23 protein-coding genes are annotated in these 24,712 nt (G+C 60.8%); 8 read left to right on the plus strand and 15 right to left on the minus strand.

Annotation, left to right across the window (positions count from 1 at the left end; translation table 11 throughout):
- Positions 1-27 precede the first annotated feature (27 nt).
- From HWX76_RS31420 to HWX76_RS31435, 4 genes are all read right to left on the minus strand, one after another.
- A complete protein-coding gene (locus tag HWX76_RS31420) occupies positions 28-813 on the minus strand; it encodes a PRC-barrel domain-containing protein (RefSeq protein ID WP_089484724.1) in 786 nt (261 codons plus the stop codon).
- Between the two features lie 350 nt (positions 814-1,163).
- The gene (locus tag HWX76_RS31425; protein WP_226248740.1) at positions 1,164-1,427 is read right to left on the minus strand and encodes a hypothetical protein; all 264 of its coding nucleotides are present in this window, start codon (positions 1,425-1,427) and stop codon (positions 1,164-1,166) included.
- A 133-nt stretch (positions 1,428-1,560) separates the two neighbouring features.
- Positions 1,561-2,049, minus strand: coding sequence for a Spy/CpxP family protein refolding chaperone (locus HWX76_RS31430; protein WP_089484725.1), 489 nt, complete (start codon positions 2,047-2,049; stop codon positions 1,561-1,563).
- Positions 2,050-2,791: 742 nt separating this feature from the next.
- The gene (locus HWX76_RS31435; protein WP_089484727.1) at positions 2,792-3,511 is read right to left on the minus strand and encodes a Crp/Fnr family transcriptional regulator; all 720 of its coding nucleotides are present in this window, start codon (positions 3,509-3,511) and stop codon (positions 2,792-2,794) included.
- Positions 3,512-4,370: 859 nt separating this feature from the next.
- Between HWX76_RS31435 and HWX76_RS31440 the strand changes: the two genes are divergently transcribed.
- The 8 genes from HWX76_RS31440 (at position 4,371) to HWX76_RS31475 (ending at position 16,411) form a co-directional block, all read left to right on the plus strand.
- Entirely contained in the window at positions 4,371-7,307 is a 2,937-nt protein-coding gene (locus tag HWX76_RS31440; protein ID WP_089484728.1) for a Tn3-like element ISBusp1 family transposase, read from the plus strand.
- A gap of 380 nt (positions 7,308-7,687) precedes the next feature.
- Positions 7,688-8,320, plus strand: coding sequence for a hypothetical protein (locus tag HWX76_RS31445; protein ID WP_143750924.1), 633 nt, complete (start codon positions 7,688-7,690; stop codon positions 8,318-8,320).
- 66 nt (positions 8,321-8,386) lie between these two features.
- Positions 8,387-11,167, plus strand: coding sequence for a type VI secretion system Vgr family protein (locus HWX76_RS31450; protein ID WP_176016859.1), 2,781 nt, complete (start codon positions 8,387-8,389; stop codon positions 11,165-11,167).
- Between the two features lie 21 nt (positions 11,168-11,188).
- A complete protein-coding gene (locus HWX76_RS31455; protein ID WP_089484730.1) occupies positions 11,189-13,417 on the plus strand; it encodes a DUF3274 domain-containing protein in 2,229 nt (742 codons plus the stop codon).
- The gene (locus tag HWX76_RS31460) at positions 13,414-14,913 is read left to right on the plus strand and encodes a virulence factor (RefSeq protein ID WP_176016860.1); all 1,500 of its coding nucleotides are present in this window, start codon (positions 13,414-13,416) and stop codon (positions 14,911-14,913) included. The genes HWX76_RS31455 and HWX76_RS31460 overlap by 4 nt, the downstream gene beginning before the upstream one ends.
- A gap of 17 nt (positions 14,914-14,930) precedes the next feature.
- Entirely contained in the window at positions 14,931-15,248 is a 318-nt protein-coding gene (locus HWX76_RS31465) for a hypothetical protein (protein WP_143750925.1), read from the plus strand.
- A gap of 100 nt (positions 15,249-15,348) precedes the next feature.
- Positions 15,349-15,606, plus strand: a complete 258-nt coding sequence (locus HWX76_RS31470) for a PAAR domain-containing protein (RefSeq protein ID WP_089484732.1) — start codon at positions 15,349-15,351, stop codon at positions 15,604-15,606.
- A 64-nt stretch (positions 15,607-15,670) separates the two neighbouring features.
- A complete protein-coding gene (locus tag HWX76_RS31475) occupies positions 15,671-16,411 on the plus strand; it encodes a CPBP family intramembrane glutamic endopeptidase (RefSeq protein WP_176016861.1) in 741 nt (246 codons plus the stop codon).
- Positions 16,412-16,708: 297 nt separating this feature from the next.
- Here the strand turns inward: HWX76_RS31475 and HWX76_RS31480 are convergent, their stop codons facing one another.
- The 11 genes from HWX76_RS31480 to HWX76_RS31530 form a co-directional block, all read right to left on the minus strand.
- The gene (locus HWX76_RS31480; RefSeq protein ID WP_089487601.1) at positions 16,709-16,912 is read right to left on the minus strand and encodes a hypothetical protein; all 204 of its coding nucleotides are present in this window, start codon (positions 16,910-16,912) and stop codon (positions 16,709-16,711) included.
- Between the two features lie 289 nt (positions 16,913-17,201).
- Positions 17,202-17,873 carry a DUF2971 domain-containing protein gene (locus HWX76_RS31485; RefSeq protein ID WP_089487602.1) on the minus strand — a complete coding sequence of 224 codons (672 nt, stop codon included), beginning with the start codon at positions 17,871-17,873 and terminating at the stop codon, positions 17,202-17,204.
- A 500-nt stretch (positions 17,874-18,373) separates the two neighbouring features.
- Positions 18,374-19,258 carry a DUF4238 domain-containing protein gene (locus tag HWX76_RS31490; RefSeq protein WP_089487604.1) on the minus strand — a complete coding sequence of 295 codons (885 nt, stop codon included), beginning with the start codon at positions 19,256-19,258 and terminating at the stop codon, positions 18,374-18,376.
- A gap of 115 nt (positions 19,259-19,373) precedes the next feature.
- Positions 19,374-20,066 carry an ATP-binding protein gene (locus tag HWX76_RS31495; protein WP_176016862.1) on the minus strand — a complete coding sequence of 231 codons (693 nt, stop codon included), beginning with the start codon at positions 20,064-20,066 and terminating at the stop codon, positions 19,374-19,376.
- Positions 20,063-21,919: a phage integrase family protein gene (locus HWX76_RS31500; RefSeq protein ID WP_089487605.1), complete on the minus strand. Its 1,857-nt coding sequence runs from the start codon at positions 21,917-21,919 to the stop codon at positions 20,063-20,065. Before HWX76_RS31500 ends, HWX76_RS31495 begins: the two co-directional genes overlap by 4 nt.
- A gap of 3 nt (positions 21,920-21,922) precedes the next feature.
- Positions 21,923-22,264 carry a hypothetical protein gene (locus HWX76_RS31505; protein ID WP_089487606.1) on the minus strand — a complete coding sequence of 114 codons (342 nt, stop codon included), beginning with the start codon at positions 22,262-22,264 and terminating at the stop codon, positions 21,923-21,925.
- A 46-nt stretch (positions 22,265-22,310) separates the two neighbouring features.
- A complete protein-coding gene (locus tag HWX76_RS31510; RefSeq protein ID WP_089487607.1) occupies positions 22,311-22,988 on the minus strand; it encodes a hypothetical protein in 678 nt (225 codons plus the stop codon).
- 9 nt (positions 22,989-22,997) lie between these two features.
- Entirely contained in the window at positions 22,998-23,252 is a 255-nt protein-coding gene (locus HWX76_RS31515; RefSeq protein ID WP_089487608.1) for a hypothetical protein, read from the minus strand.
- A gap of 35 nt (positions 23,253-23,287) precedes the next feature.
- Positions 23,288-23,905 carry a hypothetical protein gene (locus tag HWX76_RS31520; RefSeq protein ID WP_089487609.1) on the minus strand — a complete coding sequence of 206 codons (618 nt, stop codon included), beginning with the start codon at positions 23,903-23,905 and terminating at the stop codon, positions 23,288-23,290.
- A 100-nt stretch (positions 23,906-24,005) separates the two neighbouring features.
- A complete protein-coding gene (locus tag HWX76_RS31525; protein ID WP_089487610.1) occupies positions 24,006-24,473 on the minus strand; it encodes a hypothetical protein in 468 nt (155 codons plus the stop codon).
- A 23-nt stretch (positions 24,474-24,496) separates the two neighbouring features.
- On the minus strand, positions 24,497-24,703 hold the full coding sequence (locus HWX76_RS31530) for a hypothetical protein (protein ID WP_089487611.1): 207 nt from the start codon (positions 24,701-24,703) through the stop codon (positions 24,497-24,499).
- Between the last annotated feature and the right edge of the window lie 9 nt (positions 24,704-24,712).

Genomic DNA, 24,712 nt, shown 5'->3' on the forward strand with positions numbered 1-24,712 from the left:
GTTGGCTACCCGTTGCGCGGGTCAGCGTTATCGGTCTCCGTGCCAATAGCCGTGCTTGCCGTAGAACTCGTGCAACTCGATCTCGTAGCTGCGATGAACGAGCTGCGAGTCGTCGTATGGAGGGCTCTGGCGGATCGCGTCGCGCGTGAGCGTGGTCGATACCGTTTCCGTGGGCCAGTCCACCTGGTCGAGCCAGTGAGTCGCGATCAGCACTTCCTTGCCGGTCGACCACCAGCTCGACGTGTCGATTGCCAGATAGCGGATCACCCAGGCTTCATCGTCGTAAATGAAGTCGGACACGTGACCGATATGTCCGTCCTTGGCTTCGAGCCGATATCCGTCGACCTCGCCGGTGCTGCGCAGATGCGTATCCGCCGCTGTGCCGGCCGGCGCGGTGTGCGGGAGAAGCGGATCGCCCGCGTCGGCGTCCTGCGACGGCCCGGCGGGATCGAAAGCAGGGTATGCGCCCATTCCCCAAAGGTTCGGGCCACCCCAGTAGGTCGGGTAGTTGTAGTAACGCAGGTACTCGATCTCGTGCTGGCGCGATACCGGCTTGTGCGTGTCCACATTCGGACTGTCCCTCACCTGCTGTTGCGTGAGGCTGACGTATAGCGTGCGGGTCTCGGGATCGGCATGCGTGACGGAATATGGCGAGACCAGCACTTGCCTGTCGTGCAGCCAGTCGCCCGTCTCGACGACGAGGTAACGGATGCACCAGTTGCCATCGTCGAAGTAGGCCTGGTGGATGTGGCCGATATCGCCGTCCTTCGCTCGAACCGTGTCTCCGTGCAACCTTCGAATGCTTCGCAACATGATGTCCTCGCCAGAGCGATGCCCGGCACGTCGGTGATCCGGCTGAACTGCCTGTCACACCGTGGCATCCAGTCGTTCGTCCGTTGGTGCCGAGCGATTCCTGCCGATCGCGTCCCCTCGGATGGTCGGCATGGTTGAAACGCTACACGCGCCGAATGGCCGATGCGGTACGAAACCGTACAAAGCATGCACCCGCTTGAGCACGGGGGTGATCCATCCGGCGGCGAGCCGTCCTTCCCGATATGTCGCGGAACATTCTCTCGGTCTTCGTCGTCAGGATCGCGAAGCAGTTAGGATCAACACGTCGACGGGCTGCCGGGCGACCGAGGCTGCCGGATTCGGTTCGTGTCTCAGCGCAGCCGCAGCGGCATGAACAGCGAGATGCCCGGTGCCGGTACCGGCGCGTAAACCATCGGAGGCGCGCCATACGCATACTCCTCGTCGCCGTCATAACCGTCGTGGCCACCGTTCCGGTAATGGCCGTAGTGACGACCATCCTGATGTGTCATGCGCGCGTGATTGCCCTGGTCCAAACCGTGATTCATTCTCTCCGCATGCAACGGCGGTGCGGCGAAAAGGCAGCCGATCGCGACTATCAGGCCGACGAGTCGCATGCCCGATCTCGGCGCCATTGTGGTTCGACGTGCATGTCCGATAGAAACGTCCATCATGTTCTCCTGTGTACGAATCCGGAATCCGCTGGTCAGTGACTGCCATCGACAGCCGGTATCGGCGGACGGTCCGGAACTATTGTTTCTTGATCAGGTGGTGGTCGTTGCCACGGAAAATCGCATCCGCGTTCTGCTTTTGCGTATTGGACATGCTGTCGTACAGCGGCTGAAATGCCGTGGTCAGCTTTTTGACGCCATCGGCGTGCACGTTGGCGACATCGCCATAGGAGTGGAGATCGTCCATCGCGCTCATGCTGCTCGCATGATCGCTACGGATCTTCCTGAGCGTTTCCATCGCTTTCGCGTTGTCCCGCATCGCCTGCGCGACTGGCTGCCACAGGGATTCCTGGCCGGGTGTGATGCCAAGTCGCTGGTGCAGGCTCTTGATGCGCCCGTCGACCGACTTTTGTGCGGCCACGGTCATGACGTGGGGCGGTGACCGATCCGGTGCGGGTCCGGCGGCCTTCGAGAGTTGGGGGAAGACGGCTGCGCCGAGGGCGACTGTCGCCGCCAGGGAGAACGCGTAGCCAATCTTTCGGGGGGCGGCGAGGAGAGCGGGTGTCATGGCGGATCCTAATGAAATTTCTGAAGGAGTCGACGTGCCGCGACTCACTCGGTCGACGGAAAATTCGGCGCGATAGCTTAGGTATGCGCGGGACGCGTGGCTCAGTCTGTCCGATGCCGGACGGTTTGCCGGTGCGCGTGGCTCGTCTCCCGATACGCGGCGCTTCGCGGTGGCTCGCGATCCGCGTCGAGCGGCATTTTCAAATCGGGCCTATGCTGGGGTCGTAATCGGCGGGATTCCACGCTGACTGGCCGTCGATACGCCGGTCAGTCGAAGCGGCCAGCCTCGTCCGACACTCAGCGCCACGGAGGCGGTTATGCGCAGCAGGTATCGAGAGCAGCATACGAACGGCGGCAAGAGCGAACGCAATGTCGACGAGGCAGTCGAGGGGACATTCCCCGCCAGCGATCCACCGTCGGTCGGCGGTGTCACCAGGATGATTTCCCGCCCGGCCCATCGAAAGCATCACCGGAAGGTGTCGCACGTCAGGCACCGTTAGCGCGGGTTGCACGGCGCGGCGCGGGGCCGCGCCCTGCGTGACCGCGATCCATCGAGTCGTCGCCGGTATTCAGCGATATCGCTGATCGCGGAAGTAACGATCGTGGCGATGGCGCGCCGATGTACCCGGTGTACAGGGTAGCCGGATGAGACGATGTCACGGAGATATCGGGTCGCTTCCACGCCTTCGCGTGGCGCCAGGGGCACGTGCGGGAAAGGCCGGTACGATGCGGCGTAGTAGCGGCTAGAGTCGCTTCAGATCGGGAAGCAGGCGATCGAATTCGCGTTTGACCACGCTGTAGCATTCGCACACGCGTTTTTCGAGCCCAGGGCGATCCAGCACTTCGATATGGCCGTAGTTGTAGCGGATGAGGCCCGCGTCCTGCAGCTTCAATGCCGCTTCGGTCACGCCCGACCTGCGCACGCCCAGCATGTTGGCGATCAGTTCCTGCGTCATGCGCAGCTGGTTCGAAGGCAGGCGGTCGAGGCTGAGCAGCAGCCAGCGGCAAAGTTGCTGGTCGATCGAGTGATGCCGGTTGCACACCGCGGTCTGGGCCATCTGCGTGATGAGCGCCTGGGTATAGCGCAACAACAGGCGCTGCATCGCATTGCCGCGTCGGAATTCTTCTTTCAGGATACGCGCGTCGAGCCGGTAGGCCTGCCCCGCGCTTTGCACGACGGCGCGGCTCGGCGTCGTTTCGCCGCCCATGAACAGCGACACGCCGATCATGCCCTCATGGCCGACGATCGCGATTTCAGCGGATGAGCCATCCTCCATCACATACAGCAGCGACACGATCGACGTGGTCGGAAAATAGACGTGATGCATCTGGCCGCCCGACTCGTACAGCACGTTTCCCAACGGCATGTCGACAACGGTCAGGTGGGGGGCGAGGTGAGCGCGTTCGTTTTCCGGCAGTGCGGCAAGCAGGTGATTTTCGGTAATGGGCGGGTTGTCCAGCATGCGTGGCTCCTGCGCTCGCGCCCGGCAGATGATGGAGAATCCGGCCGATATGGGCGCAGCGGGAATCGGCGGGACGAGACAACGATCATACTTTACCGATCCGACGACCGGACGGGCTGCCGGCGCCAATGCGTCCTTTTTTCGACGAGTGTGGAATGACCGTTCGAATGCGAATCTGCCTTCAAAAATTATAGTGTCGGCACATGCCTCATCAAGGTGCGCGCAATCACGCGCGCTCGATATGGAACCGATATTTCACTGCGCGGTTGACGGAAAATTCCCGGCCTTGAACACGTGATGCAACGGCAGGCGCGGATTGACCCGTTCGATGAATTGCGCGGCCGAGATGACGGGCATGAACGCGGACACGTAACTTTTCCGATATGAACCGGTAGAGAGTTCGGGATGGATGAGCCCGAGGGGCCGCAGGGGATCATGCTGGCGGCATCAAAGCCTCTCGTGGGCCGTGGATGATTCGGCATTCAGCCAGTAGCCATGCTTGCCGTAAAACAGATGCAGCGCAACTCGCCTAGTATTGGTCTCGCATGGGTATGGTGGGAGGATTGAGACGGCGTGCGGTCGAAGGTTATTGGGCGCACGAGCACAACATTTGACATAAGCTAAACTAGCGACGTTTTAGGGTCGCAAGAAAATTCTGCATCGAGCAAGCTCCTTGTTGACGCACGCCACCTGGTCTCAACGACGACAGCTCGCGCAGCTTGAGCGCCTCGGCTCGTTTTCGTTCCGGCACCATTCTTAGGCGATCGACAGCTGCAGCTGCCATCCCGACTTTCCCCGTAGCACCTCATTTTTTGCCTCGCTACGCTGGGCCGCTCTCGTCATCGATGCGGAGTCGCTGATGGACCACTGGCGATTGGCTTATCTCGGGATCCGACAGGTGCCGCGCGAGCTGAGCGAATTCGAGCTCGCGACATTCTTCACGTTCTCCAAGCGCGAGCGTGTTGCCATTGATTCGAGACGCACCGATCTCTTTCGGCTCGCGGTGGCGTTGCACATCGGCTTTCTGCGCATGACCGGCCGGCCGCTCGGCTCGTACAAGCAGATCCCCACAGTTCTCTTGCGACATCTTGGCCGACAGCTGAATGTAAAGCCGCCAGACCTAGGCACGTTACGTTCACTTTACGATGGCAACCTCAAGACCTTATCCGACCACCAGCGCTTTGCTCGGGACGCCATCAATTTTCGCGCCGTCGCGGAACATCAACGTCGGTATGTCATCCGTTGGCTCAAAGAACAACTCTCCGGTCGCCCGGAACGCGGCCAGTTGACGAACGATCTCAAACGTTGGTTCTACGACCATCGCATCGTGATACCACCGGAGCGCATGCTCAGGCAGTTTGTCGTCCAGGCTGTACGCGACATTGAGGGGCAATTGCACGGCGCGCTCGAGCAGGCTGTTGGTATGGAAAAACTCGAGAGTTGGGCGCGAGTTCTGGCTCAGCCCCATGGAGAACATTCAAGTCTCCAGCGATGGCTGTGGGCCGTCCCGCTGCGCAACTCGACCCATCAGATGAGCGAGATCCTCGACAAAGTCAACTTGCTCACGATGCACGAGGTGGCAACGCGTTGGCCGGTTGAATGCAACGATGCCATGGTGCGCCACTACGCCCGCCGTTGTGCAAGCCGCCCGCCATCGATCAGTAAGCGAATCGAACCCCAAAGCCGACGAATCGAAGCCGCCTGCTTCATGCGATATTCCCTCTGTATTGCGACTGATCAGGTACTCGAGATGCTCCGGCGATGGGTACTGAAGGTTGTCAACGACACGTCACGCGAAGTGGATGCGATGCGGATGAAGGCCGCGGATCAACTCCGCGAGTTCGCGCTTGCCGTCAAAGCACTTGCCAATGATGAAACCCTCTCGCGCGAACAGCTCGGGGAGAAGCTTTGTCTGCTTGCAGACGATGTTTTGCAACCGCATCCCACCAGCCGTCGGAGCCAGATCCGGCAGTGCCTGGTCCGAAAGCGGTACTACGCCCGTAACCTTTTGAATCGGATCGTGCAGTTGCCGTTCGAGGCCGAGGGTGCTCATCCTGTAGTCGATGCTCTCTCGTTACTACGTGTGCTATATCGACGTCGCGCTTATCTCCTGCCCGACGGGGTCAATATCAGGCTTGGGCGCGCGTGGCGCGAGGCGATCGATGGTTACGATCGGCTGCGGGCCATGGTTGCTTTCGAGTGGGCCACCCTCTTTGCGCTCCGTGTCGCCCTGCGCAACGGCTCGGTTTTCATCAACCACAGCTTCTCGTTCAGAAGTCAGTCGCATATGCTGATCTCGGCCGAGCAGTGGAAGGCAAAGCGTAACAATCACTATGGACACCTCGGCCTGCCCCAAGACCCGAACGAATTTCTCGGACCAATCCTTGAACAGCTCGAACAGCGCCTCGCATTACTCGATGATGCCGTGGTCAATGGTTCGATCCGGGTTGATACTGCTGTCCACCTCGAACCGATTGCTGCGCAGGATCCAGACGCAGAAGCCGATCAACTTCGCCGTCAGATCTTCGAAGCTCATCCGCCAGGCCAATTTCCCGAGATCATCCTCGAGATCGATAGTGCGACACGCTTCAGTTGGATCCTGCTTGGACGCGAGCCGCGGTCACGCACCGAGTTACTGATGGTGTATTCGGCGATACTGGCTCACGGCACCTCGCTGACGGCAGCTGATATTTCTCGGATGGTCCCGGAAGTGTCAACTGAGGCGATTCGCCAAATGATGAAGCGTCTCGCGGACGAACGAATGCTGCGTACAGCGGCCGACGCCGTCCTTGAATTCATGCACGAACACCCGATCGCCGCCCACTGGGGTCGAGCCGATCTAGCGTCGTCGGACATGATGTCGCTGGAGACAACCCGGACGATTTGGCGAGCGCGTGCGGATCCACGTCGCCGGACTGCATCCATCGGGATGTACACGCATGTGCTGGATCGTTGGGGCATTTTCTACGACCAGCCCATCATCCTGAATGAGCGACAAGCAGGCGCAGCAATCGAGGGCGTCGTCCGGCAAAGCGCAACCAAGGACATCGCTCAACTCGCCGTCGATACGCACGGTTACACCGATTTCGCGATGGGCGTGTCCCGGGCACTTGGCTTTGATTTATGCCCTCGCCTGTCACACCTTCGTGACCGACGTTTGCACGTGCCTCGCAGTCAGGTGGTGCCGGCGCGGCTCGCAGGGGTCACGGATCGGGACGTCCGACTCGGTCTCATCGTTGACGTGTGGGACGAGTTCGTGAGGATCGCCGCATCGATTCGCTCTGGCCAATGCACGGCTGTCGAAGCGATTGCCAGATTCGGATCAGCTGCTCGAGGGCAGGCTGTGTACGATGGCGGCGTTCACATCGGCCGCTTATTCCGAAGTATTTTTTTGATCGACTACTTCACAAATGCCTCTTTCCGGTCGGAGTTGCAACATGCCCTGAATCGGGGAGAAGCGGTGCATACCGTGCAACGCGCGATTCACATCGGTCGCATTCCGGTGGAGCTAGCTCGGCGCCAAGAATCGCTCGCGGCAGTGTCATCGGCGTTGACCCTGCTCTCGAACATCTTGATGGCTTGGAACACCACCCACATGCAACGAGCCCTGGAGAACATCGAAGCTAGTCGGGGGCAGCCGATCGCGACCGAGCAACTCCGGCGAATCGCCCCAACTCATATCGAAGGCATCAACTTGCGCGGCACCTTCAATTTTCCCGTGTCACTGTACGCAAAGCGGATCTTGCCGAGCATCGCGGCCGACAACCCCATTCCGTCAACCAGTCGGAGCGCCTAACGACGGGGTGAACTTGCGCCGCCGGTGAAGGGACCTCTCATCTTCGATTCACCTCGTCCGGAGACACCCTCTGCTTCGATAGCGGAGGGTAGACACTAAGCCATTGTTTTATCGGAATTAATATTTAGGGCCGCAAGGCAAGGCCTTGCCAGGCCTAAAGGCGTCTAACCGGAAAAGCGCACGGAAATCAAGACCACCCCTCTACGGAAGGCCGGGGAGTATGGCACTGGCACCAGCGCGAGGAGCAACCGAGCGACGTAACAATGCTTGACGTTCTGTCTGGAGCTGCCCGCCTAGAATGACTTGACCAAATCGTCTTATGATCTAATGACCGAATTTCGTACGTTTTGATGTCGAGTCCGGGCCATCTGTTCGACGCCATGAAGACGCTGGAGCCGGAGCAGCCGGTTTTCGTCCTGACGACGCCAACACCGGTGGATGTCTCGTCGGTTTTGGCTGATCGCTCGAGGTTCGGCCCAGCAGTCCGCTGCTTTTTGTCGCCGTTCGACGCACTGCTGGAGATGGTGTTCCTGCGGCGCCAGGATTCCGACGCAGTCGAGTCGGTTCTGCAGTCGAGCCGCTTGCCGGTGGGCATCTTCTTTTCGAACACGTTTCGGCAGCGGCCGCTGACCGTACATGTAGCGTGGCTGGCTCACGAGAATCGGCTCGTTGCGCATCAGGATGGCCATCTCATCCGGGCGGCTCGAGACCAGGCGGCACGGTGGCGCGTGAGCCCGCGGCGCCATAAGGTGATGGCGATCGAAGCTGAGACGTGGGCGATACTCGATCGATTACACGAGCGCGCCGGGCTGTTTGCCTGGCGAGACACGTTGCAGATCGCGCGTCGGTGGCTCGCTTCGCCGACGGTCGAAGAAAGCTCGCTCCGGCGGGCAGTCGCCGCGCTCGACGCTGTCGCTCCGATAGTTGTGCCGGCTGGCGAGGCCGAGCAATTGGCGCTGTACGACCCGGAGGCCGGGTGTTGGCACTTCGTGCCGCGCGACGTAATCGCCTGACGCCTCGCAGGCCTTCGGTCGACGTCGCGATTGGCAGGACATGAACAAGAAACAGAGAGGGCCGAAGTGAGCATCAGCGAAACACTCAGTAGCTTTGCATCGGGCGCGGTCGACTGGAACCGGCGCCCGGTCGCATTGAATTTCGGGCGGCTGCAAGGAACGCTGGGGCGTCTCCTTGCGCTTCAGCACGCAAACGTTCACGAGGGGCTGATGACCGGGATTCACGGGCATCTCACCTGCGTTTCGCCCCGACACGACCTACCGCCAACACTCTTTATCGGCGTGCCGGTCTCCGTGCGACTGGTGACCGACCGCGGCCAGTTGCACACGATCAACGCGATTATCCAGAACGTGCAGATTGGCCAGAGCGATGGCGAACTTTGCGTTTACCAGCTGACCATTTGTGATGCGCTCTCGCTGATGGACAAGCGTACGAACTCGCGCGTTTTCCGAAAGCAAAGTGTTGTCGACATCCTCGCCGTGATGTTTAACGAATGGCGCCAGCGCAGCCCTGCCCTCGCCCGCGCTTTCGAGTTTGACCTGTCCTTTCTGAATCGCGATCGCTATCCGCCCCGAGAATTGACTCGGCAGGTGAACGAGTCGGACGCCGCGTTTGTGCGGCGTCTGGTGCGTCGCGAAGGGATTTCGATCTTCGCGAAGTCCGGCCCCGCAAAGGGCAGCTCGAGCGGCCAGGACGATACCCCGATCCATACGCTGATCTGCTGCGACAATCCGGACTCGCTGCAGGAAAGCGTGGCCGGAACAGTCCGTCTTCACCCGCGCGACGCCGGCACCGAAGAGCGCGATACCGTTACGCTGTTCGCGCTGCACGCGCGCCTGGTACCGGGCACCGCCAGCCGTCCTTCGTGGGACTACAAAAAGGCGCGCATCGACGAGTCGACGGTCGCCGGTAGTGTCGACCAAGGCGACGCCGGCAATGACCTCGCCAAGCTCCTGACCGACGTCGCGATCGATGTCCCGCACGCAGGAGACTCATGGGACGATCACGATCGACTCACCCGCTCACGCATGCTGGCTCATCAATTCGAAGCTGAACAGTACGATGGGGCGAGTGGGATTCGTGATCTCGCGGTCGGCACTTGGATCACGCTGACGGGCGATCCTGAACTGGACATGCAGGCGGCCGACAAGCGGCAGTTCGTCATCACGTCGATTCGCCACGACGTCTCCAACAATCTGCCAAAGGGGCTGACGGAGCGCGTGCAGATGCTGTTCGCTGCGAGCAAGAACCTGGTGTCGCCTTCGCCGGCCCAGCTCGCGCCCTCTTCCACTGAATCGGATACGCGTTACGAGAACACGTTCACATGCGTGCGGCGCGGCGTACCGATCACGCCCGCGTACGATCCGAAGATCGACCTCCCTCCGGTTCATCTTCTGACCGGCGTCATCGTCACACGGGACGGCGATGAAGTTGTGACCGACGAGCTCGGTCGAGTCTATGTGCGGATCCACGGCCTGGATCCCGCTGACCATTCGCACGCACAAGGGGCCGGCACGAACGACAATGCCGGCGACAGCGCACCGGTCCGAGTGGCGTCGAGTCTGGCGGGCACGCAGTTCGGTGCGTCGTTTCTTCCCCGCATCGGCATGGAGGTCCTGCTCGGCGCGATCGGCGGGGATCCTGACCGATTGGTGATCATTGCGGTCCTCGGCAACGGTGCGAATCCACCCGCAGCATTCACGCACACCGGTTCGCTGCCAGGCAACCGGTATGTGTCGGGTATCAAAACGAAGGAAATCAAAGGCCAGCGTTACAACCAACTACGCCTCGACGACACGCCAGGCCAGATTTCCAGTCAGCTGGCGAGCGAGCACGCGCATTCGCAGCTGAATCTGGGCTACCTGACGCAACCGCGCCAGGACGGCCAAGGAAAGGATCGTGGCGAAGGCGCGGAGTTGCGCACCGACGCGGCCGCAGCGCTGCGTGCGGCACAAGGCATCTTGCTGACGACCTACGCTCGTTCGCAGGCGAGCGGTGGCCAGCTTGATCGCGACGAGCTGCTGCAGCTGCTCGGCGAGTGCACCGAATTGTTCAAGTCGCTGGGGGACTATGCGGGCGAGCACGGCGGACAGGCGACCGACACGGCCGGCCAGCAGGCCGTCGCATCAGCGTTCAAGAGCTGGACGCCCGCGGGTGGCGCATCGGGGACTGGTGCCGGCGAAGCTGGTGGCTCGCAGGCGCTGATGGCGTTTGGCGCTCAGGCCGGCTCGGTTGCGATCACCCCGAAGACGCACGTGACGTACGCGGGCGAGAACATCGACCAGGTCGCGCAGCAACATGTCCAGTTGACCAGTGGCCAGCGCATCAACCTGCACGGTGGCCGCGGCGTTGCAATGTTCGCCCACAGCGATGGCGTATCGGCGATCGCGAATCAAGGCAAGGTCATCCTGCAAAGCCAGGCCGACGACACGCAGATCGATTCGGCCAAGAACATCCAGTTCTCGGCGGCCGACGGCAAGATCACCGGCATGGCGAACGACCAGGTGGTCTTCACGACGTCCGGCGGGGCCTACCTGAAGCTGCACGGCAGCGACATTGAGCTCGGATGTCCGGGCAAGTTCACCGTGAAATCGGCCGGCCATTCGTGGCAAGGCCCGGCCAGCATGAGCACGGACATGCCGAAATTCGACCATGCGCCGCTCGGGCGGGTGCCGAAACTGGTGCGGGCCTCCGACGGCAATCCGATCGAGGGTTACGTCGGCGAGGTCCACAAGGCGTCGGGTGAAATCGTGAACGGCCAGACAGACAGCGCCGGCACGATGCCCCCGATCGACCACAACCAGTTCGAACAGGTGGTCGTGAAATTCTTCAAGAAAGACGCATAAACGAGCTACAGGGTACGGGTCATGCCAACAACACCACGCAGTCCAGCCGCGACCGCCAAGGGCACTCTACTGCCCAACAAGAAGAAGGAACTCGTTGCAGTCAAACCGATGCCGTTGCCAGGCGTCGTGATCTTCGTGCACGGGGTCAACTCCGAGGGGGAGTGGTTCGGCCCGGCCGAAGAAGGTATCTGCCGAGGATTGAATCGGCGCCTTGGGCGGCTCGACGATCAGATGATGTTCAAAGGCCCCGAGGGCGGACAGCTTACCCCGGCTAAGTACATCAAGTTCCTGACGAATGACGGCTTCGTCAATCCGAAGATGACGCCGCAAACCTACGTGCAACCCGACCCTTCGTGGTCACCGGTCATCCATTTCCGGTGGGGACATAAGGCGAATAAGGAAGAGCTGCAGGAGTTTGGTGGGAACATTTTCCTGAACGAACAAAACTACTGGGGGGGCGGCCCATTTGCAAACGGGTGTTCGAGCCTTCCGGACTTGTGGAACGTCGGGGTCAACGACCGACTGTTTCTGTGGCTGCAGATCCAGGATTTGAACCCCGTTGCCGCGCGGATGGTGTACTCAACACCTAATCGTCATTACGGGGTAATGGCTGCCCTGCGTCTCGCTAAATTGATCGAGTCGATTCGGAAAAAGCAAGCGGATTGTCCGATCACTGTGGTTTGTCATAGCCAAGGCAACATCGTCGGGATCACGGCCGCGTTTCTGGGCGACCAATTGCCTGATGTGAAGGATGGCCAAGGGAAATCCGGCCATTGTGTCGCCGACGCCTATGTGCTGGCCAACGCGCCATACAGCTTGGTTGACGACCTCAAGACCGATTCCTGGACTCAACGCACCGCAAAGGATTCAAAAGGCCGACGCGGCCGTGAAACGTGGGAAGCTCGCGTACACACTCTGTCCAACTTCTTCGACATTATCCGGGCTCGGTTCAGCCAAGAACCGACACCAGAGGATATCGATCCGGAAATGTCGAATATGTGCACGTCGTCAAAAGGCAAACCCTACAAGGCAGCAGACGATCGACAGGCGCACGGGCTTCAGGTATGGGGTAAAACCTCCATGGGACCGACAGGTTATGGAAACACGTACCGTACCTACGGTCGGGTTACCCTCTACTGTTGTCCGCACGATCAAGTGATCTCCGCGACGACCGTCCAGGGGATCGGTTGGCGAGGATTGACCCCATATGAAATCGAAGTCACGGGCGGCGCTGATTGCTTCACGCAACGTGTATTCGCCTCGGGCTACCTTGTCGGCCAGAAGCCCGGGGAGCTTTACGATTACACCAAGAATGACTGGCGCTACAAGAAGGGAAAGACGAAAGGCTTCTGGTATCCCCCGTCGCCCGAAGCACAGTTCTCGATCATCAAATCGTTGCAAAGCCGAACGACCCTTCGAGACATGTGGGGGATCTGGAAGATGCGAGGTATTGGAACGCTCGTCAACATCGGACGGCCGGCGGTCAATGCGACGCCACCCGACTGGTGGGCGATTCCGATCGACGCACCCAAGCTGGATCACCCTTTCACCCCGGTCGCAATGAAATACGGTAGTCCGATGTCGCCCGTCCATGACGGCCCGGCAGCAACCAGCCTCTTTAACGAAGGCAATGACCCGGTCGCCGCTGCGCGCGACAAGAGCAAAACTGCTGCGGAAAAGAAGTCGGGCGATGCAATCGACAACTACGGCGGTGCCACTGCGCTGGGCAACGAAGACAGCGAAGCGGATATGCGCTACGAAATGCACGCGATCGTTCGCCAAACCGTTCGGCATAACGAAAAGACAAACAGCGCGTTGATGGACGGAAACGGCAACGTCATTTCAGAGCAACCAGGCTTCAACTCGAACGGCGAGGCAAAGCAGTACTCCGGGGCCACCGTAACGGCTTACCTTGGTGAGACGGAGAAGAACAACCCGACCAATCACTCGACGATCATGACGAACGCGATGCATGCGGAGCACGCTCTCGCCTATGATGTCGCGATCGGCTTGTGCAAGCTGACGCCGGACGACTGGAGGGATTTGCGTATTGAAGCCGACTGGCGCTTCGGAAAGGGGCTGGATAAAGCCAACCCTCACAAAAAATATGCGGAATATTTTCACGAAGGCAAGATGAACGGAAGCTTTCTTACTCGCTGGATCAAAGAAGATCCCGATGCGCACATGCCGAAGAAAATCGTTGATGAAAGAGACGGCTGGATGATTCTCGACGCGGCTCATTCCTTATGAGCGCGCTCATTTCGTCTCGGCCGCGACGTGTTGCCGTCGCGCTTGCCATCTTGCTGTTGTCGGTCGCGATAGCGGCGACCTGGACGTATCATGCTCAGCAGGCTGCACCGCAGCCGCTCTCGGTTGAGGAATGGATGAAACGATTGATTGTGTTGCCGCTGTTGGTCGTGGTCGCTGTGTTGGCGCTCTGGACGGGACTTCGAAAATCTGGCGGAGAAAAAGTCGCGGCAACCACGGTTGGCACAGGGGCTAGCGTCGCCGTGGCAGCCCCAGTCCCCAATCAACCGTTTCGCGCGCAAGTCGTTGGGCTCGCGTGGCTCAATCCGCTAGAACGGCGCGACTATCCGACCGAATGGCAGCTGCTTTGGACGATGGGTCTCGTTCAGCCCAACGAGCACGATGACATGGTCAAGGAGGATCCGAAAGGCTTCACCACCTTGCAGCCAGTCGCCGGCGTAGCCTATGGCAATGATGGCCGCGAGACGTTTGACGGGTTTTATGAGAAGTACATCGATCAACTTCTCGTTTTATTCGGCGAAATTTACGTGATGAGCCCGGTGTATTTCTACAACGTCCACTCAAAGGAACGAAAGGGGTGGCGAGAGCTGGCTGGAACCCACATCGAGTTTGCAATTCCGGAAAAACGCCTTGATCCGGAGGAATCTCGAAAGTACTTGGTCAAGCAGTTCGTGTCGATGTTTGAGATTGGCAATCAGGATGCACCAAGTTTGTGGAGCAAGGATACTCCGCCAGACGTTCACATCACGCCCGGTGGTCCGAACGCGGGCTTCACTTCGCTGAATCGCGCACTCGACTATCTGCAAGCACACCCCGACCAGAGCGTATGGGTGATGAACTGGGATGCGCCGAGCTTCCCGCCGAAAGACAACCAGATGAACGAGAACATGGTTCTGCTCGTTCTAACGGGTCCGGACTTCAAGACGGAGCGTGAACCGCTCGCATGGGTCGGGCGCGTAGCTGTCGGCAACGTGAACGACTTCGAGAAGAAGTCCGGGACGACGCGCGCAGTGCAGGCGTGGAAATCGACCATCGAACAGGCGGCCCATAATGCAGGTGTGACGACGGCGGACCTGCACTACGTGGTCCACGACGCCGGCAAGGGCAGCGACGTTGCGTCTGCACGGCTTGGTGCGCTGTCACAGACGTTGACCGAGGTGCTGCCCGAGTACGACTTCAAGAAGCAGACCTTCAACACGCCGGCGCTGCTTGGCGAGATGGGTGCCGGTACCGCGCTGACCGACGTGGCACTCGCGATCGGCCGCGCGAACCATCTCGGCGGGAATACGCTGGTTGCCGGCACGAACGATGCCGAACACCCGATGGCCGTTGTCGTTGTTCCTCCTGCGAAGCTGAATCCGGTCGATCCAAAGAAGCCATGGTTCCGCGCGGCCGGCGAAGGCAGTGCGTATCTGCCCTGGTGGGGAAAGCGGCACGACGTCGATTACAGTCGGTCCGGGCAAGGCTACAGCTTCTAAGCTAACCGCAGCGTGACATGGAGCAACGTGGACGACGCGCGGTGCGCGCGTCATCCGTTTTCGACGTGAGGTTTGCTATGGGACTGGGGGCGTACAAACCCTCACGCCATCATCAATTGTTGGGGTGGGGCGTTGGGTTAATTGGCGCGGGAATTGGCCTTTTCTCCGTTCTTATTGTGTTTCTGGCGATTGGTGCATTTGACCAGTGGCATATGCAAAGCAATGCTCAGTTGAGCTTCGTTTTCTCCATGCCGGTTCTCATCGTTGTAATCGGACTCACCCTGGTTATCGTGGGTTTGGTCAAAGCGATCAAAGCGTTCAGAGCACGCAAATGAAGCGATATGGCGTCTGCACGTGAATTGCCAGCACGATGGAAAATCGATGTGACCGTGCGGCAGAGTCTACGTCGGTCTTGAACCAGTAGCAGGAGCTTTCATGCGCGGTGTAATTCGGGTTGGAGACGTACACAGTCACGGAGGACGCGTCGAGTTAGGCGCGCCCAACAGCGAAGTCATGGGACGGCCGGTCGCACGAGTCGGCGACCGCTGCACCTGCCCTATCCACGGCGAGTGTGTGATCGTGGAGGGTGATGCCGATTTCAACGTGGAGGGTAGTTTCGCATCATTCGACGGCCACAAGACCTCATGCGGTGCGGTGCTCATCACTTCACTTCCGACATCCGGGCGCACGTAGTTTCCGGGTACAAGCATCAACCAACTAAGCAGATCATCACCTCCTACCCTAGAGACTAAACCCGATGGCCACTACGATTACTGAACCCAGCTACCCTCCCCCTCGCAGCGCGAAAGCGTTTGCCAAAAGCTGGCGCTGGGCCTTGCTGTTCGGATTTTTCGTCTATTGGGGCTATCGACTACTCGAGCTTGTTCTGCTTGGTGTGGTGGTAGAACAGTTCGGGCTGACTTCCGAAGCCAAGTCTTACACGATCCTCTTCGCATACGTCCCCGCGCTCGTATTTCTTGGCGGCATGTTCTACGTCCATCGGCGCCTGGTGTTTCCCGACATTCAATTTGTTGGGGCGTTCAAGCGGCGAGACGTGGTTACCGGCATCGCGTTGGTCACGCTCGTGTATCTCCTGGGATACGGGCTCGCATGGCTAACACACCAGCCGCGTGAACCGATCATGGCTTCGCTCTTTCAGTCCAAGACGTCCCTACAAATTGTCGTGATGATCGGTGCGATGCTTTTGCTTCCGCCGGTAGTCGAGGAGTTGGCCTTCCGCCATTTCCTGCTATCTATGCTCCCCTTCCGTGCGAGCTGGTGGGTCGCAGCGGTCGCGGTATGTGCAACCGGGTTGTTCTTCTCGTACGTCCACGCTTACCAATACTGGACGACGAACTTGACGATTTTTCTTGTCGGCGTGGTTTTCGCAGTGGCGAGAATTCGTTCGAACGGCATGACGTTGCCCATAATGCTTCACGCCTATGCGGTCGTGCTGGCGCTTGTGCTGGACCAGCTGATGGCCGCAGCTATCGGGTAGCTTGCCGCGTCGTCCGCAACGGTTCACTGCACTCGCATACCGAAGTCATCAGGAATGCCAACGTCGTGAAGCGAGGGCTGCAGCTATGGCCCACGCGGCACCCCTCTGGGTCTCAAGAGGTTCGGTTGTCCCTCGCCAAGCGAGCACAAGCGACGGACACCCTCTTGAAACTTGTCAGCATCGTAGCATGCAGGTCGCGGACGGATTGGAATCCCGTGGTCAACGAGATCGCGCTTCTCCCTTTTTGGTCAGTCATCACAGCGGTCGACCTGGTCGTGTTGTCGCCGGTGACCGGGACTACAGCAACGACAATTGATTGCCGCTGGCCGTTGAGGGTTCGCGATCATGCTCCGGTGCCGCCATTTGCGGTTGCTCCGCGACAGGCGAACTCGCAATGGCATCGCCCCCCCGCTCGTTCCGGCAGCGCTCGCGGCCCCATTCGGGGCTCAGGACATCGGACGAGAACAGTACGCCGGGGGCAATCTGAATCAGCAGCGTCATCGACGAGTCCTCCCATTGAATGCCGTGATATTCACAAGGCTGGCGTTGCGCGCCAGACTGGACCAACCACCATGCACCATCGTCGTGATCGTACGGCACTTGTGGCCGTTGCTCTACCTCGATCGCAACAGACTGCCTGCGGTCGTGGGGGTGCGTTCAGCACCATTTCTCGGCGGTCGCGTGCAGCGGTAAGCGCGTTTATCACAATGGCACGATTGTCGGCTCGCTTGCTCGCCATATCGCGTAGCGAGTGCTGACGCGTCCGCTTTGTTTGCCGTGCGTATCCATTCTATTCCGAATGGCGGCCAGTCACGAGAACAGGCATATTTCTCTGTTCGACGATTTTGAATTCTTTGAACGCCAACCGTGCTTTTCGGACCTCTACGTCGTGGCCAATGTCACCGATCCAGGACGCAACCTCCTCTTGTGGCGTTTCGCAGCGCACGCCGATGACCACCTCGCGCAACGCGAGATGGTCACCAAATTCCGCGTAGTAGTGTCCATCGTCATCCCGGTCCTGAAGGTCAGCCATTACCCGATACTCGCCTTCGTATCGCCACGCATCGAACTTCGTTAGCAGCATAGCTTTCACCATGTCGGGGGTAACCCCAGCGTTGTGCGCATTTAGGTCGATGTCGAAATTGAGTCGATTTGGTTCGTAATTGATCTTCATCGCCCATTCATCTGGTACATCGAACCCAAGACACATGCCGTAGTGTTTGTTGCCGTAATGTGCCCACATGACCGGACTTTGCCAATGCGTTGAAAAACAGATAACACCACGCTGTTTGGATAGATGCTGGCGAAGCACCTGAGCAACCCTTCGATGCTGTTGAGTAGGGAGGATGTGTGGTAACAGCTCAAAGGGGTCGTTAAGTTCTTCGAAAAGCGAGATTTTCATGCGACGTTCGTCGATAATCTTCTTCGCCCATTTTTCTGCTGTCAGGTAGTAGAGTCGCATGGTCGGTCAGGATGGAATTGACTTGTGCATTGTATCGGCTTCCGGTAATGGATCCGGTATTCCGTAGAGGTCGGCTCCCGAGCGACTGCGCGCGTGGACATGAGCCTCGGGCTTTCTGATTCGCGCTATCGTATGAGTCTCCGCTTTGGTTTCTTTGGTCAATCGTTGTTCGAAACGGCGTAGTACAGGTGCCACCACCAAGCTGTCCGCGACTTCACGGCCTTCGTGCATTTCCATGCATCAGTGTCGCCAGCACTCATGGCCTTGAGCGTTCCATTCATATTCGGACACGCTCCGAGCCAAAGCGCGTATCGCTCGTTCTCGACGCGGACAAGGGCTTTCCCAAGCGTGAAGACCACGGCCAGCAGAAGCAAGATGAGTAGATTGCGAATCGCGACTCTCCCCGTTTTCCTATGACTTTTTACATTCTCTAGCACCACGCTCGACGTGTACTCCGTCCACGTAGAAAGCTAGGTAATGAATCCAACTTAGCATAATCGTCAGGCTCGGTCGATGTAGTTCGCGGTAATGCTTGCGGCCATGCAGTCGTCAGGAAAGAGATTGACGCGGAACCGCGGTTGCAATCGCGAATGCATATATTGACGTTCGCTGTAGGCAACGAAGCAACGGGTCCAATCATGCGCGATCACGAATCGACGGCTGTGCGCCAACGCCGTCAGATTGATGATCTTCATCACGTTCGGCCGTGCGACGTCGATGTCTGACGCGCCGAGCAAGGCCAAAGTTGGAGTGAGCGGTATGTAGAAGGTCGCCGGCGTATCGGGCACGAGAAATTCCCCGGCGTCCGGGCTCGCCTGGCACAAGCGCCACTCCAACGCACCGTGCGTCCTCATGGCCATCATGATTCCAGCGTGGATATGAAGCCCGGTGGCTTGGCGACTCGGTAGCGAGTTGTCTTCGTCGATGTATGTCGTGTGGCAAGCCTCTAGACGTTCCTTAAAGTCTCGGGTGAGGTCTGGAGTGCCTCGGCCAGCATTGAACTTGACTGCTGGTTCGGGGTTGTCGGCGTATTGCGCTCGGCCTTGCCATAGTGCGTGGAACTGCGTGATGAGCCGATGATTAAAACTCAGCCACCGCGTGTCCCCCTTTATCAGCCTCTCGGCGAGGGACTGAAAATCGCGTTCGATGCTTGCACCGAATCCCCCTTCCGCCCGCTGGTCCCACACATGGTTGGCGCAAAAGAGCTTGTTTCGGGCATCGATATTTCGAATAATTTTTTTTGCAGCGAAACTTAGCGCAGACAAGCCTGTTTTCGGATTTCGGAACCGCTCAATGCTCGCGCGCGGGAAAATGTGCTGGTTTCGCGTGAGCTGGTGCGGATTTCCCGGTTGGACCGGCTCGGGCTTGTGCTTGGTCTGTTCCATGGCTAATCGATGATCGTGTGTACGGCCAAGTTTGGCGCATCGGCCTGGCATCACTGCAAAGTCTCGCGACGTGTCGGAGAGCCCCCTTAGGAGAATGTCGAGGTCCTCGCCGCAATCAAGGCTGGGGACGGAGAATCAGCATCGGCCTGTGTCGCCGCTCGTCGTGGCTGATCGTTACTCGCTCGAGCGGCTCAGCGATTGTCCAGCCAGACATGCCGGCGGCAAGCACGGTGAGTCGCACGGTGTGGGCGTCACAGTCGTGGATTCGCGCTTCGCTCTGGGAGCGCGCGCCGGGCGCGTGCGTCGGATTGTCGAAGCGTCGGCCGATTGCTTCGATGGTGATCGGCTGATCTCTCATCCGCAGGATTGCTCCGGCCTTCTCATTGCGACTCGCAATAAGCTTGTCGAATTGCTCCGCAGACGCCTTAACCGACTCCGAGCCGACTCTAACGTATGCCGGCCCGGTGAAATGAGGCCGACCGTCGCTCGAGCTGACCACGACCGCCACGATCGTCTTTTCGTCGACCGTGAATGCATGAGACTCGTAGCTACGGATTGGCGGGTAGCAGTCGTTGGCAGCCTCGCGCACGCGTTTCTGGACGCTGTCGGAGTTCGGTACGCCCGTGATCATGCCGCCTTTGTCAGCGACACCAATGAAAAGAATGCCGACGCGGCCCGCCTGAATGGTGTTGGCAAAAGCGCTCAGCGTCTGCCGCAATTCGTCTCCCTTTACGCCTTCTGATTTACGCTCTACCAGCTGATCTTCATGGTCGCCGAGGCGTTGCCGCAGTTCGTCATCGGTCATCATCGACGCTCTCCGTTGTCACGAGCCAAACGTGCATGATATTTCGCCGCCTCGCGGCGCATCCGTGCCTCTTCCGGCGACACGTAGATCGAGGTCGTGCCGAGCGACGCGTGGCCGAGCGTGCGTTGCACGACCTCGAGCGCGACGCCGGCGGCCAGCATCTGCGTGCCAACCGTGTGGCGGAATGCATGGGGCGACGTGCTGGCCAGCTTGCGCCGCTCCGGCTCCGTCAGATCGGACATCACCTCGAGCAGCTGCACGACCGCCCATTGCGTGAGTCCGCGCGCGCCGCGCACGGAATACCCGCCACCCGCTGCTGCTGCGGCTACCGCTTCGTCAGTGTCGACCGGTTCACCGAATTTCTCGCGGGCCCGCGGCGTCGGCGGGATGACCAGCGGCGCCACCAGCGGCAAACCGGGCGGCTTCGCCGCGGCCGCTGCGTCGAGATCCTGGCCGCGATCGCGCCAGTGCGCGCGCAGCGCGTCGACGCACTCGTCGCTGATCGGCACGAAGCGTTGCTTGTTGCCCTTGCCGATCACCTCGAGCAACCAGCTAGCCGGCGTGTCGTCCTCCGCCGGCATCCAGACGAGCGCCGCACGCCTCGCTGCGGCCGCCTCGGCGATCCGCAGGCCGCCATCCCCCATCATCAGCAGCAGCGCGCGCGCGGCGCGCCAGCGCGGCCCGCTCGGGCCCTGCAGCTCGCTTCGTTCGGCCAGCGTCGCGCGTACGCGCGTCCAGAGGTTGAGTGGGAGCGCTCGCTCGACCTGCAGCTTGCGTACACGCCTGACGACACTGGGGTCCGAGACGGCCGCCCAAGGGTTGCCGGCCAGATAGCGCACCGCCACCAGCCACGTGAATGCCGCGCGAATCGCGCGCACCGCATAGCGCTGGCTTTCCGGCGCCAGGCCGCCCGGCGCGAACGGCCGCCATAGGCTACTGGTGCGCGCGACCGGCGGCCCCGTGAAGCGTTCGCCCGGCGCGGCGAGAAATGCCTTGTACGCCTCGCAATCCTCGACCCGCATCGACGACAGCGCCACGCCCCGCTCGGCCACGCACCACAGCACGAGGCGCTCGAGTTCCTTCTTGTAGACCCGCTGCGTCGCGGGCCGGTCGTCGTAGCGATGCAGGTACGCCCGCACCGCATCGAGATCGTGCGCCGCGCCGAGATACGCGAACACGGGCGCCCGATTCGCCCCGTGGGCGCCGGACAGCTCGACGGGCAGCGCCAGGCGCTCGAGCGGGGCCAACTGCCCGGCGCCGACGGTGACGCCTGCCGACGTCGGCGCGAGCGCGTCGCCGGCGTCGACGTCCACCTCAACGGCCGCGCCGATCGACTCTGCGTGTCGCCGCAACCAGGCGACCAGCACACGAGCGCGGCCGACGCCGACGCGCGGCACCGATCGCCACCACTGCCCACCGCGGCGGTTCACGAACGCTACGAGCTCGCCGAGCGTGCGGATGCCCTCGCCTTCCAGGCGTGCCGCGACGAGCGAGCGGAACCATCGGCCGACCGGATGCTCGGCCCGTGGCGTCGCGACCGCCCACTGCGCGGCGACCTGCTCGATCAGCTGCAGCGACACGGGCGTCAGGCGCGGCTCGCCGTATTTCTCGATCGCCGCCTGCAGATGAGATTTCAGTACCGGCGAACCGTCGCGCAGCGCGGCCGTGACCAGGTCGTCGCGCATCGTGCGCAGCAGCTGCGCGACGTCGACCGGCTCGGCGTCTTCGCGGTCGAAGTACAGTCGCTCGATCGTCTCGATCGGCAGGCCCTTCACGCGCGCGCGCAGCGCGGTGAATTCGGTGCGACTGTAGCTGCGCAAAGGCATCTGGGCCAGCTGCTGGGGACGATTGGCCATCGTTCAGGCGGTCGCCGGTTGGAGTTCTACGCCAAAGGCCTCGGCCCACGACGCGTCCGTGACGGCATCGAGGGTTGCGATCGCCCGCGCGCGTGCCGCGTCGAGCGTTTCCGCCTCGCTGTTCGGCACATGTCGGCCCGTGAGGACGTCGGATACGGCGTAGACCGGCGCTGTATCGATCGGCAGACCGACGATCGCGTGGGTGGCCCACGTCCGGTCACGGTGTTCGAACGGAATGCCGATCACCTCGACGTCGCCGGTCTGCATCGCGACCGAAAACACGATCGCGTCGACGCGACGCGGCGCCGGCCGCGCCGGCGCTTTCTTGGAAGAGGAACGGGCCATGGTGTCTACTCCAACTGGGAATGGGATGTTCGATGAATCGCCGTGGCTACTGCTTCGCTTTGGATCGCGTTGCAACATCCTGGACCGATATCAAGCCATCGTCGGAGAACGCCCAGCCGACAAATCCGAGCAGAGAGATCGCTTGAAGCGAGAACAATTCGCTACCGTAATCCAATTGCCGCCCGTGAAGCACTTGGTGTCTGTTCAGAAAGCCGGGCCGCGGCTTTGCCATCGGGTGGCTCTCCATCAGCGCCGATAGAAATGTGATGCCGTGATAGCGCTCGGGGTTCTTATCGATCCAGCCGGCGATTTCTGGGCGGTTCCGATGAACATTGAACAACGACTTACCTGTGTCGTCCCACCCGATCCCTTCGGCGGTTGCCAGCATTAAGGGAATGCTGGCCAGATAGCGGCCTGCTCGGTGGAGTTCGAAAGCTTCGCTGACAATATGGGCACGCGGCGGAAAGTCGTGGGCGGTCCGGTGTTCGATGTCCGCGAGGAGCGCGCGAGTCGATTCGGACATCAATATGTCCAGCTCGGCCACATTGGAACGGCAGTCGTCGATTTCCTCAAACAACCGTACTTCCGACTCCGGTTGAATGAACCAGTTGTGTGCAGAGGCGTGTCGGATTGCCCGCTCGTGGGCGCCATAGAACGAGTCCCATCCCTGGCCACCCGTGAGAATCCACTCGGCTTTCGCAAATATATCGCGCGGATCAGTCATGTCGTTTTCCTATGCTCCGGGGCGCGTCATTCTCGCCGCGTTTCGAATACGCGTCGCTGCCATGCGCGGGGTATCGTTGACGCTCGTCCAGTCGTGGTGCCACCATGCAATCAGCTCCGCGGCGATGGCGATCGTTCGTGCTGCGACGACGTCGCGAACTTCGTCCGCGACCTCATCCCACCAGGCCGCGCCTGCGGAGTCGCTGGCGCTGGGATCTATTGCCTGTCGATAGATCGCCTTAGCCGTTTCGAGCGTGATTTGCATCGCGTCTCCCTATTCCGTTTCCCGTCGTTAGCGCATCACCGGCCTCGCTGAGCGTCCTCGAGGATCGCGACCACCGCAGGGCTGCGCAGCGCAGCGCCGAGCACAACGTAGTCGGGATGGTCGCCCCGGGTCTCAGAAAACACGCACTCGCTGGACAAACCCATCGCGAACGCCATCGCCTGCGCCGGCGTGCTCTGGTCGAGCACCGTGCTGGCCACGACGTCGGCGATCACCGCCTGCTCGTGCGGCAGCGGCGCACGGCCCAGCTTCGGCTTAACGGCTTCGCTCACGCCGGTGGCGACCAGGCTGATCAGGTCGATGCGCGGCAGGTAGGCGGCCAGCTGCTCAGCCATGCCTTCTTCAAGCGCCAGCGTGAAGCCCTCGCGGAACAGCGGCGCACGCTCATACGCGATGCGCAGGCAGCGCATTTCGTGCGCGTCGACGGCGATGTCGGCCAGCTGGAACTCGTGCCGAACGTCGTACGCCTCCAGGCGCACATTCCGATCGTCCCCGGTCAGCGCGGGGCGCGCCAGCACGCTGACGATTACGGTGGGCGAACCGAGCGAGTCGGCCGAGCTGACCGGGATCAGCTGGATGATGTAGTGCGGACCTTCGAGTGAGACGCCGGCCTGTAGGCGCTGGACTTCGATCATGGATGGTTTCCTCGTTGTGTGTTGGTCAATGCCGCCGCTGTCCTCTTTCCGAAAAAGGGTGCCCTGGTTCGCAACGAACGGCTAGTGGGCCAATGCTCGGTCAGTTCGCCGGCGTCTGCCCGGCTTTCTCGTAGAACGAGTCCACAATCGCGAGCAGCTCGCGCAGGCGTGCAGCGACGCGCGGCGTCACGAACAGATCCACGTCGGCGGTGCGGGCGTAGTACGCCTTGGTCGGCCCGACACCATCCGGGCCACCGCCGATATCGAGCAGCCGCAGATCGACGGTCGGATCGGTCTTGTCGGCGTAGAGCTCGGCGGCGCTGTAGATGTTGTAGATGGCGCCATCCTCGGCCCAGTCTTGCGTGTCGACACACCATGCGTGCGCCAGCAATCGTTGCAGGTGGGCGGCCTCATCTGCGCCGCGCGGCGCTTCGAAGAACACGGTTCGTTCCTCGTACGAGCCTCGCGATTGGCACAGGGCATCCGGCAGCACGACGAACGCGCGGTACAGCGTACCTGTCGTGAGGGCCGTGGTCAGAATCGGTCGTTCGACTGCTTTCAGGCTCATCGTTTTCTCCGGTTTTGAGGCGCTTAGGCAGCGCCGATCTTGGCGGCGTACGCTTCAGCCAGAGCGCGCGCGTCGGCCGCCCACGAGGTCGCGCCGGCCTCGTCTGCCGCGTTGCGCAGAAAGTGCGCGGCGTCTTGCCAGTCGCCGGCGGCCACGGCTTTCCAGGCGAGCCGGCAGCGCGTCACCTGCTCGTCGGGGGCGTCCAGTAGCAGGTCGTAAGCGGTTTTCATCGTCGCTCC

Origin of the sequence: Burkholderia sp. BCC0398 (assembly GCF_902833245.1) — a bacterium.
Taxonomy (GTDB): domain Bacteria; phylum Pseudomonadota; class Gammaproteobacteria; order Burkholderiales; family Burkholderiaceae; genus Burkholderia; species Burkholderia sola.

Bases quoted from the DNA above. Each gene is read 5' to 3' on its own strand.
- HWX76_RS31420 (WP_089484724.1), bottom strand. From the start codon at position 813: ATGTTGCGAAGCATTCGAAGGTTGCACGGAGACACGGTTCGAGCGAAG.
- HWX76_RS31425 (WP_226248740.1), bottom strand. From the start codon at position 1,427: ATGCGACTCGTCGGCCTGATAGTCGCGATCGGCTGCCTTTTCGCCGCA.
- HWX76_RS31430 (WP_089484725.1), bottom strand. From the start codon at position 2,049: ATGACACCCGCTCTCCTCGCCGCCCCCCGAAAGATTGGCTACGCGTTC.
- HWX76_RS31435 (WP_089484727.1), bottom strand. From the start codon at position 3,511: ATGCTGGACAACCCGCCCATTACCGAAAATCACCTGCTTGCCGCACTG.
- HWX76_RS31440 (WP_089484728.1), top strand. From the start codon at position 4,371: ATGGACCACTGGCGATTGGCTTATCTCGGGATCCGACAGGTGCCGCGC.
- HWX76_RS31445 (WP_143750924.1), top strand. From the start codon at position 7,688: ATGAAGACGCTGGAGCCGGAGCAGCCGGTTTTCGTCCTGACGACGCCA.
- HWX76_RS31455 (WP_089484730.1), top strand. From the start codon at position 11,189: ATGCCAACAACACCACGCAGTCCAGCCGCGACCGCCAAGGGCACTCTA.
- HWX76_RS31460 (WP_176016860.1), top strand. From the start codon at position 13,414: ATGAGCGCGCTCATTTCGTCTCGGCCGCGACGTGTTGCCGTCGCGCTT.
- HWX76_RS31465 (WP_143750925.1), top strand. From the start codon at position 14,931: ATGGAGCAACGTGGACGACGCGCGGTGCGCGCGTCATCCGTTTTCGAC.
- HWX76_RS31470 (WP_089484732.1), top strand. From the start codon at position 15,349: ATGCGCGGTGTAATTCGGGTTGGAGACGTACACAGTCACGGAGGACGC.
- HWX76_RS31475 (WP_176016861.1), top strand. From the start codon at position 15,671: ATGGCCACTACGATTACTGAACCCAGCTACCCTCCCCCTCGCAGCGCG.
- HWX76_RS31480 (WP_089487601.1), bottom strand. From the start codon at position 16,912: ATGACGCTGCTGATTCAGATTGCCCCCGGCGTACTGTTCTCGTCCGAT.
- HWX76_RS31485 (WP_089487602.1), bottom strand. From the start codon at position 17,873: ATGCGACTCTACTACCTGACAGCAGAAAAATGGGCGAAGAAGATTATC.
- HWX76_RS31490 (WP_089487604.1), bottom strand. From the start codon at position 19,258: ATGGAACAGACCAAGCACAAGCCCGAGCCGGTCCAACCGGGAAATCCG.
- HWX76_RS31495 (WP_176016862.1), bottom strand. From the start codon at position 20,066: ATGATGACCGATGACGAACTGCGGCAACGCCTCGGCGACCATGAAGAT.
- HWX76_RS31500 (WP_089487605.1), bottom strand. From the start codon at position 21,919: ATGGCCAATCGTCCCCAGCAGCTGGCCCAGATGCCTTTGCGCAGCTAC.
- HWX76_RS31505 (WP_089487606.1), bottom strand. From the start codon at position 22,264: ATGGCCCGTTCCTCTTCCAAGAAAGCGCCGGCGCGGCCGGCGCCGCGT.
- HWX76_RS31510 (WP_089487607.1), bottom strand. From the start codon at position 22,988: ATGACTGATCCGCGCGATATATTTGCGAAAGCCGAGTGGATTCTCACG.
- HWX76_RS31515 (WP_089487608.1), bottom strand. From the start codon at position 23,252: ATGCAAATCACGCTCGAAACGGCTAAGGCGATCTATCGACAGGCAATA.
- HWX76_RS31520 (WP_089487609.1), bottom strand. From the start codon at position 23,905: ATGATCGAAGTCCAGCGCCTACAGGCCGGCGTCTCACTCGAAGGTCCG.
- HWX76_RS31525 (WP_089487610.1), bottom strand. From the start codon at position 24,473: ATGAGCCTGAAAGCAGTCGAACGACCGATTCTGACCACGGCCCTCACG.
- HWX76_RS31530 (WP_089487611.1), bottom strand. From the start codon at position 24,703: ATGAAAACCGCTTACGACCTGCTACTGGACGCCCCCGACGAGCAGGTG.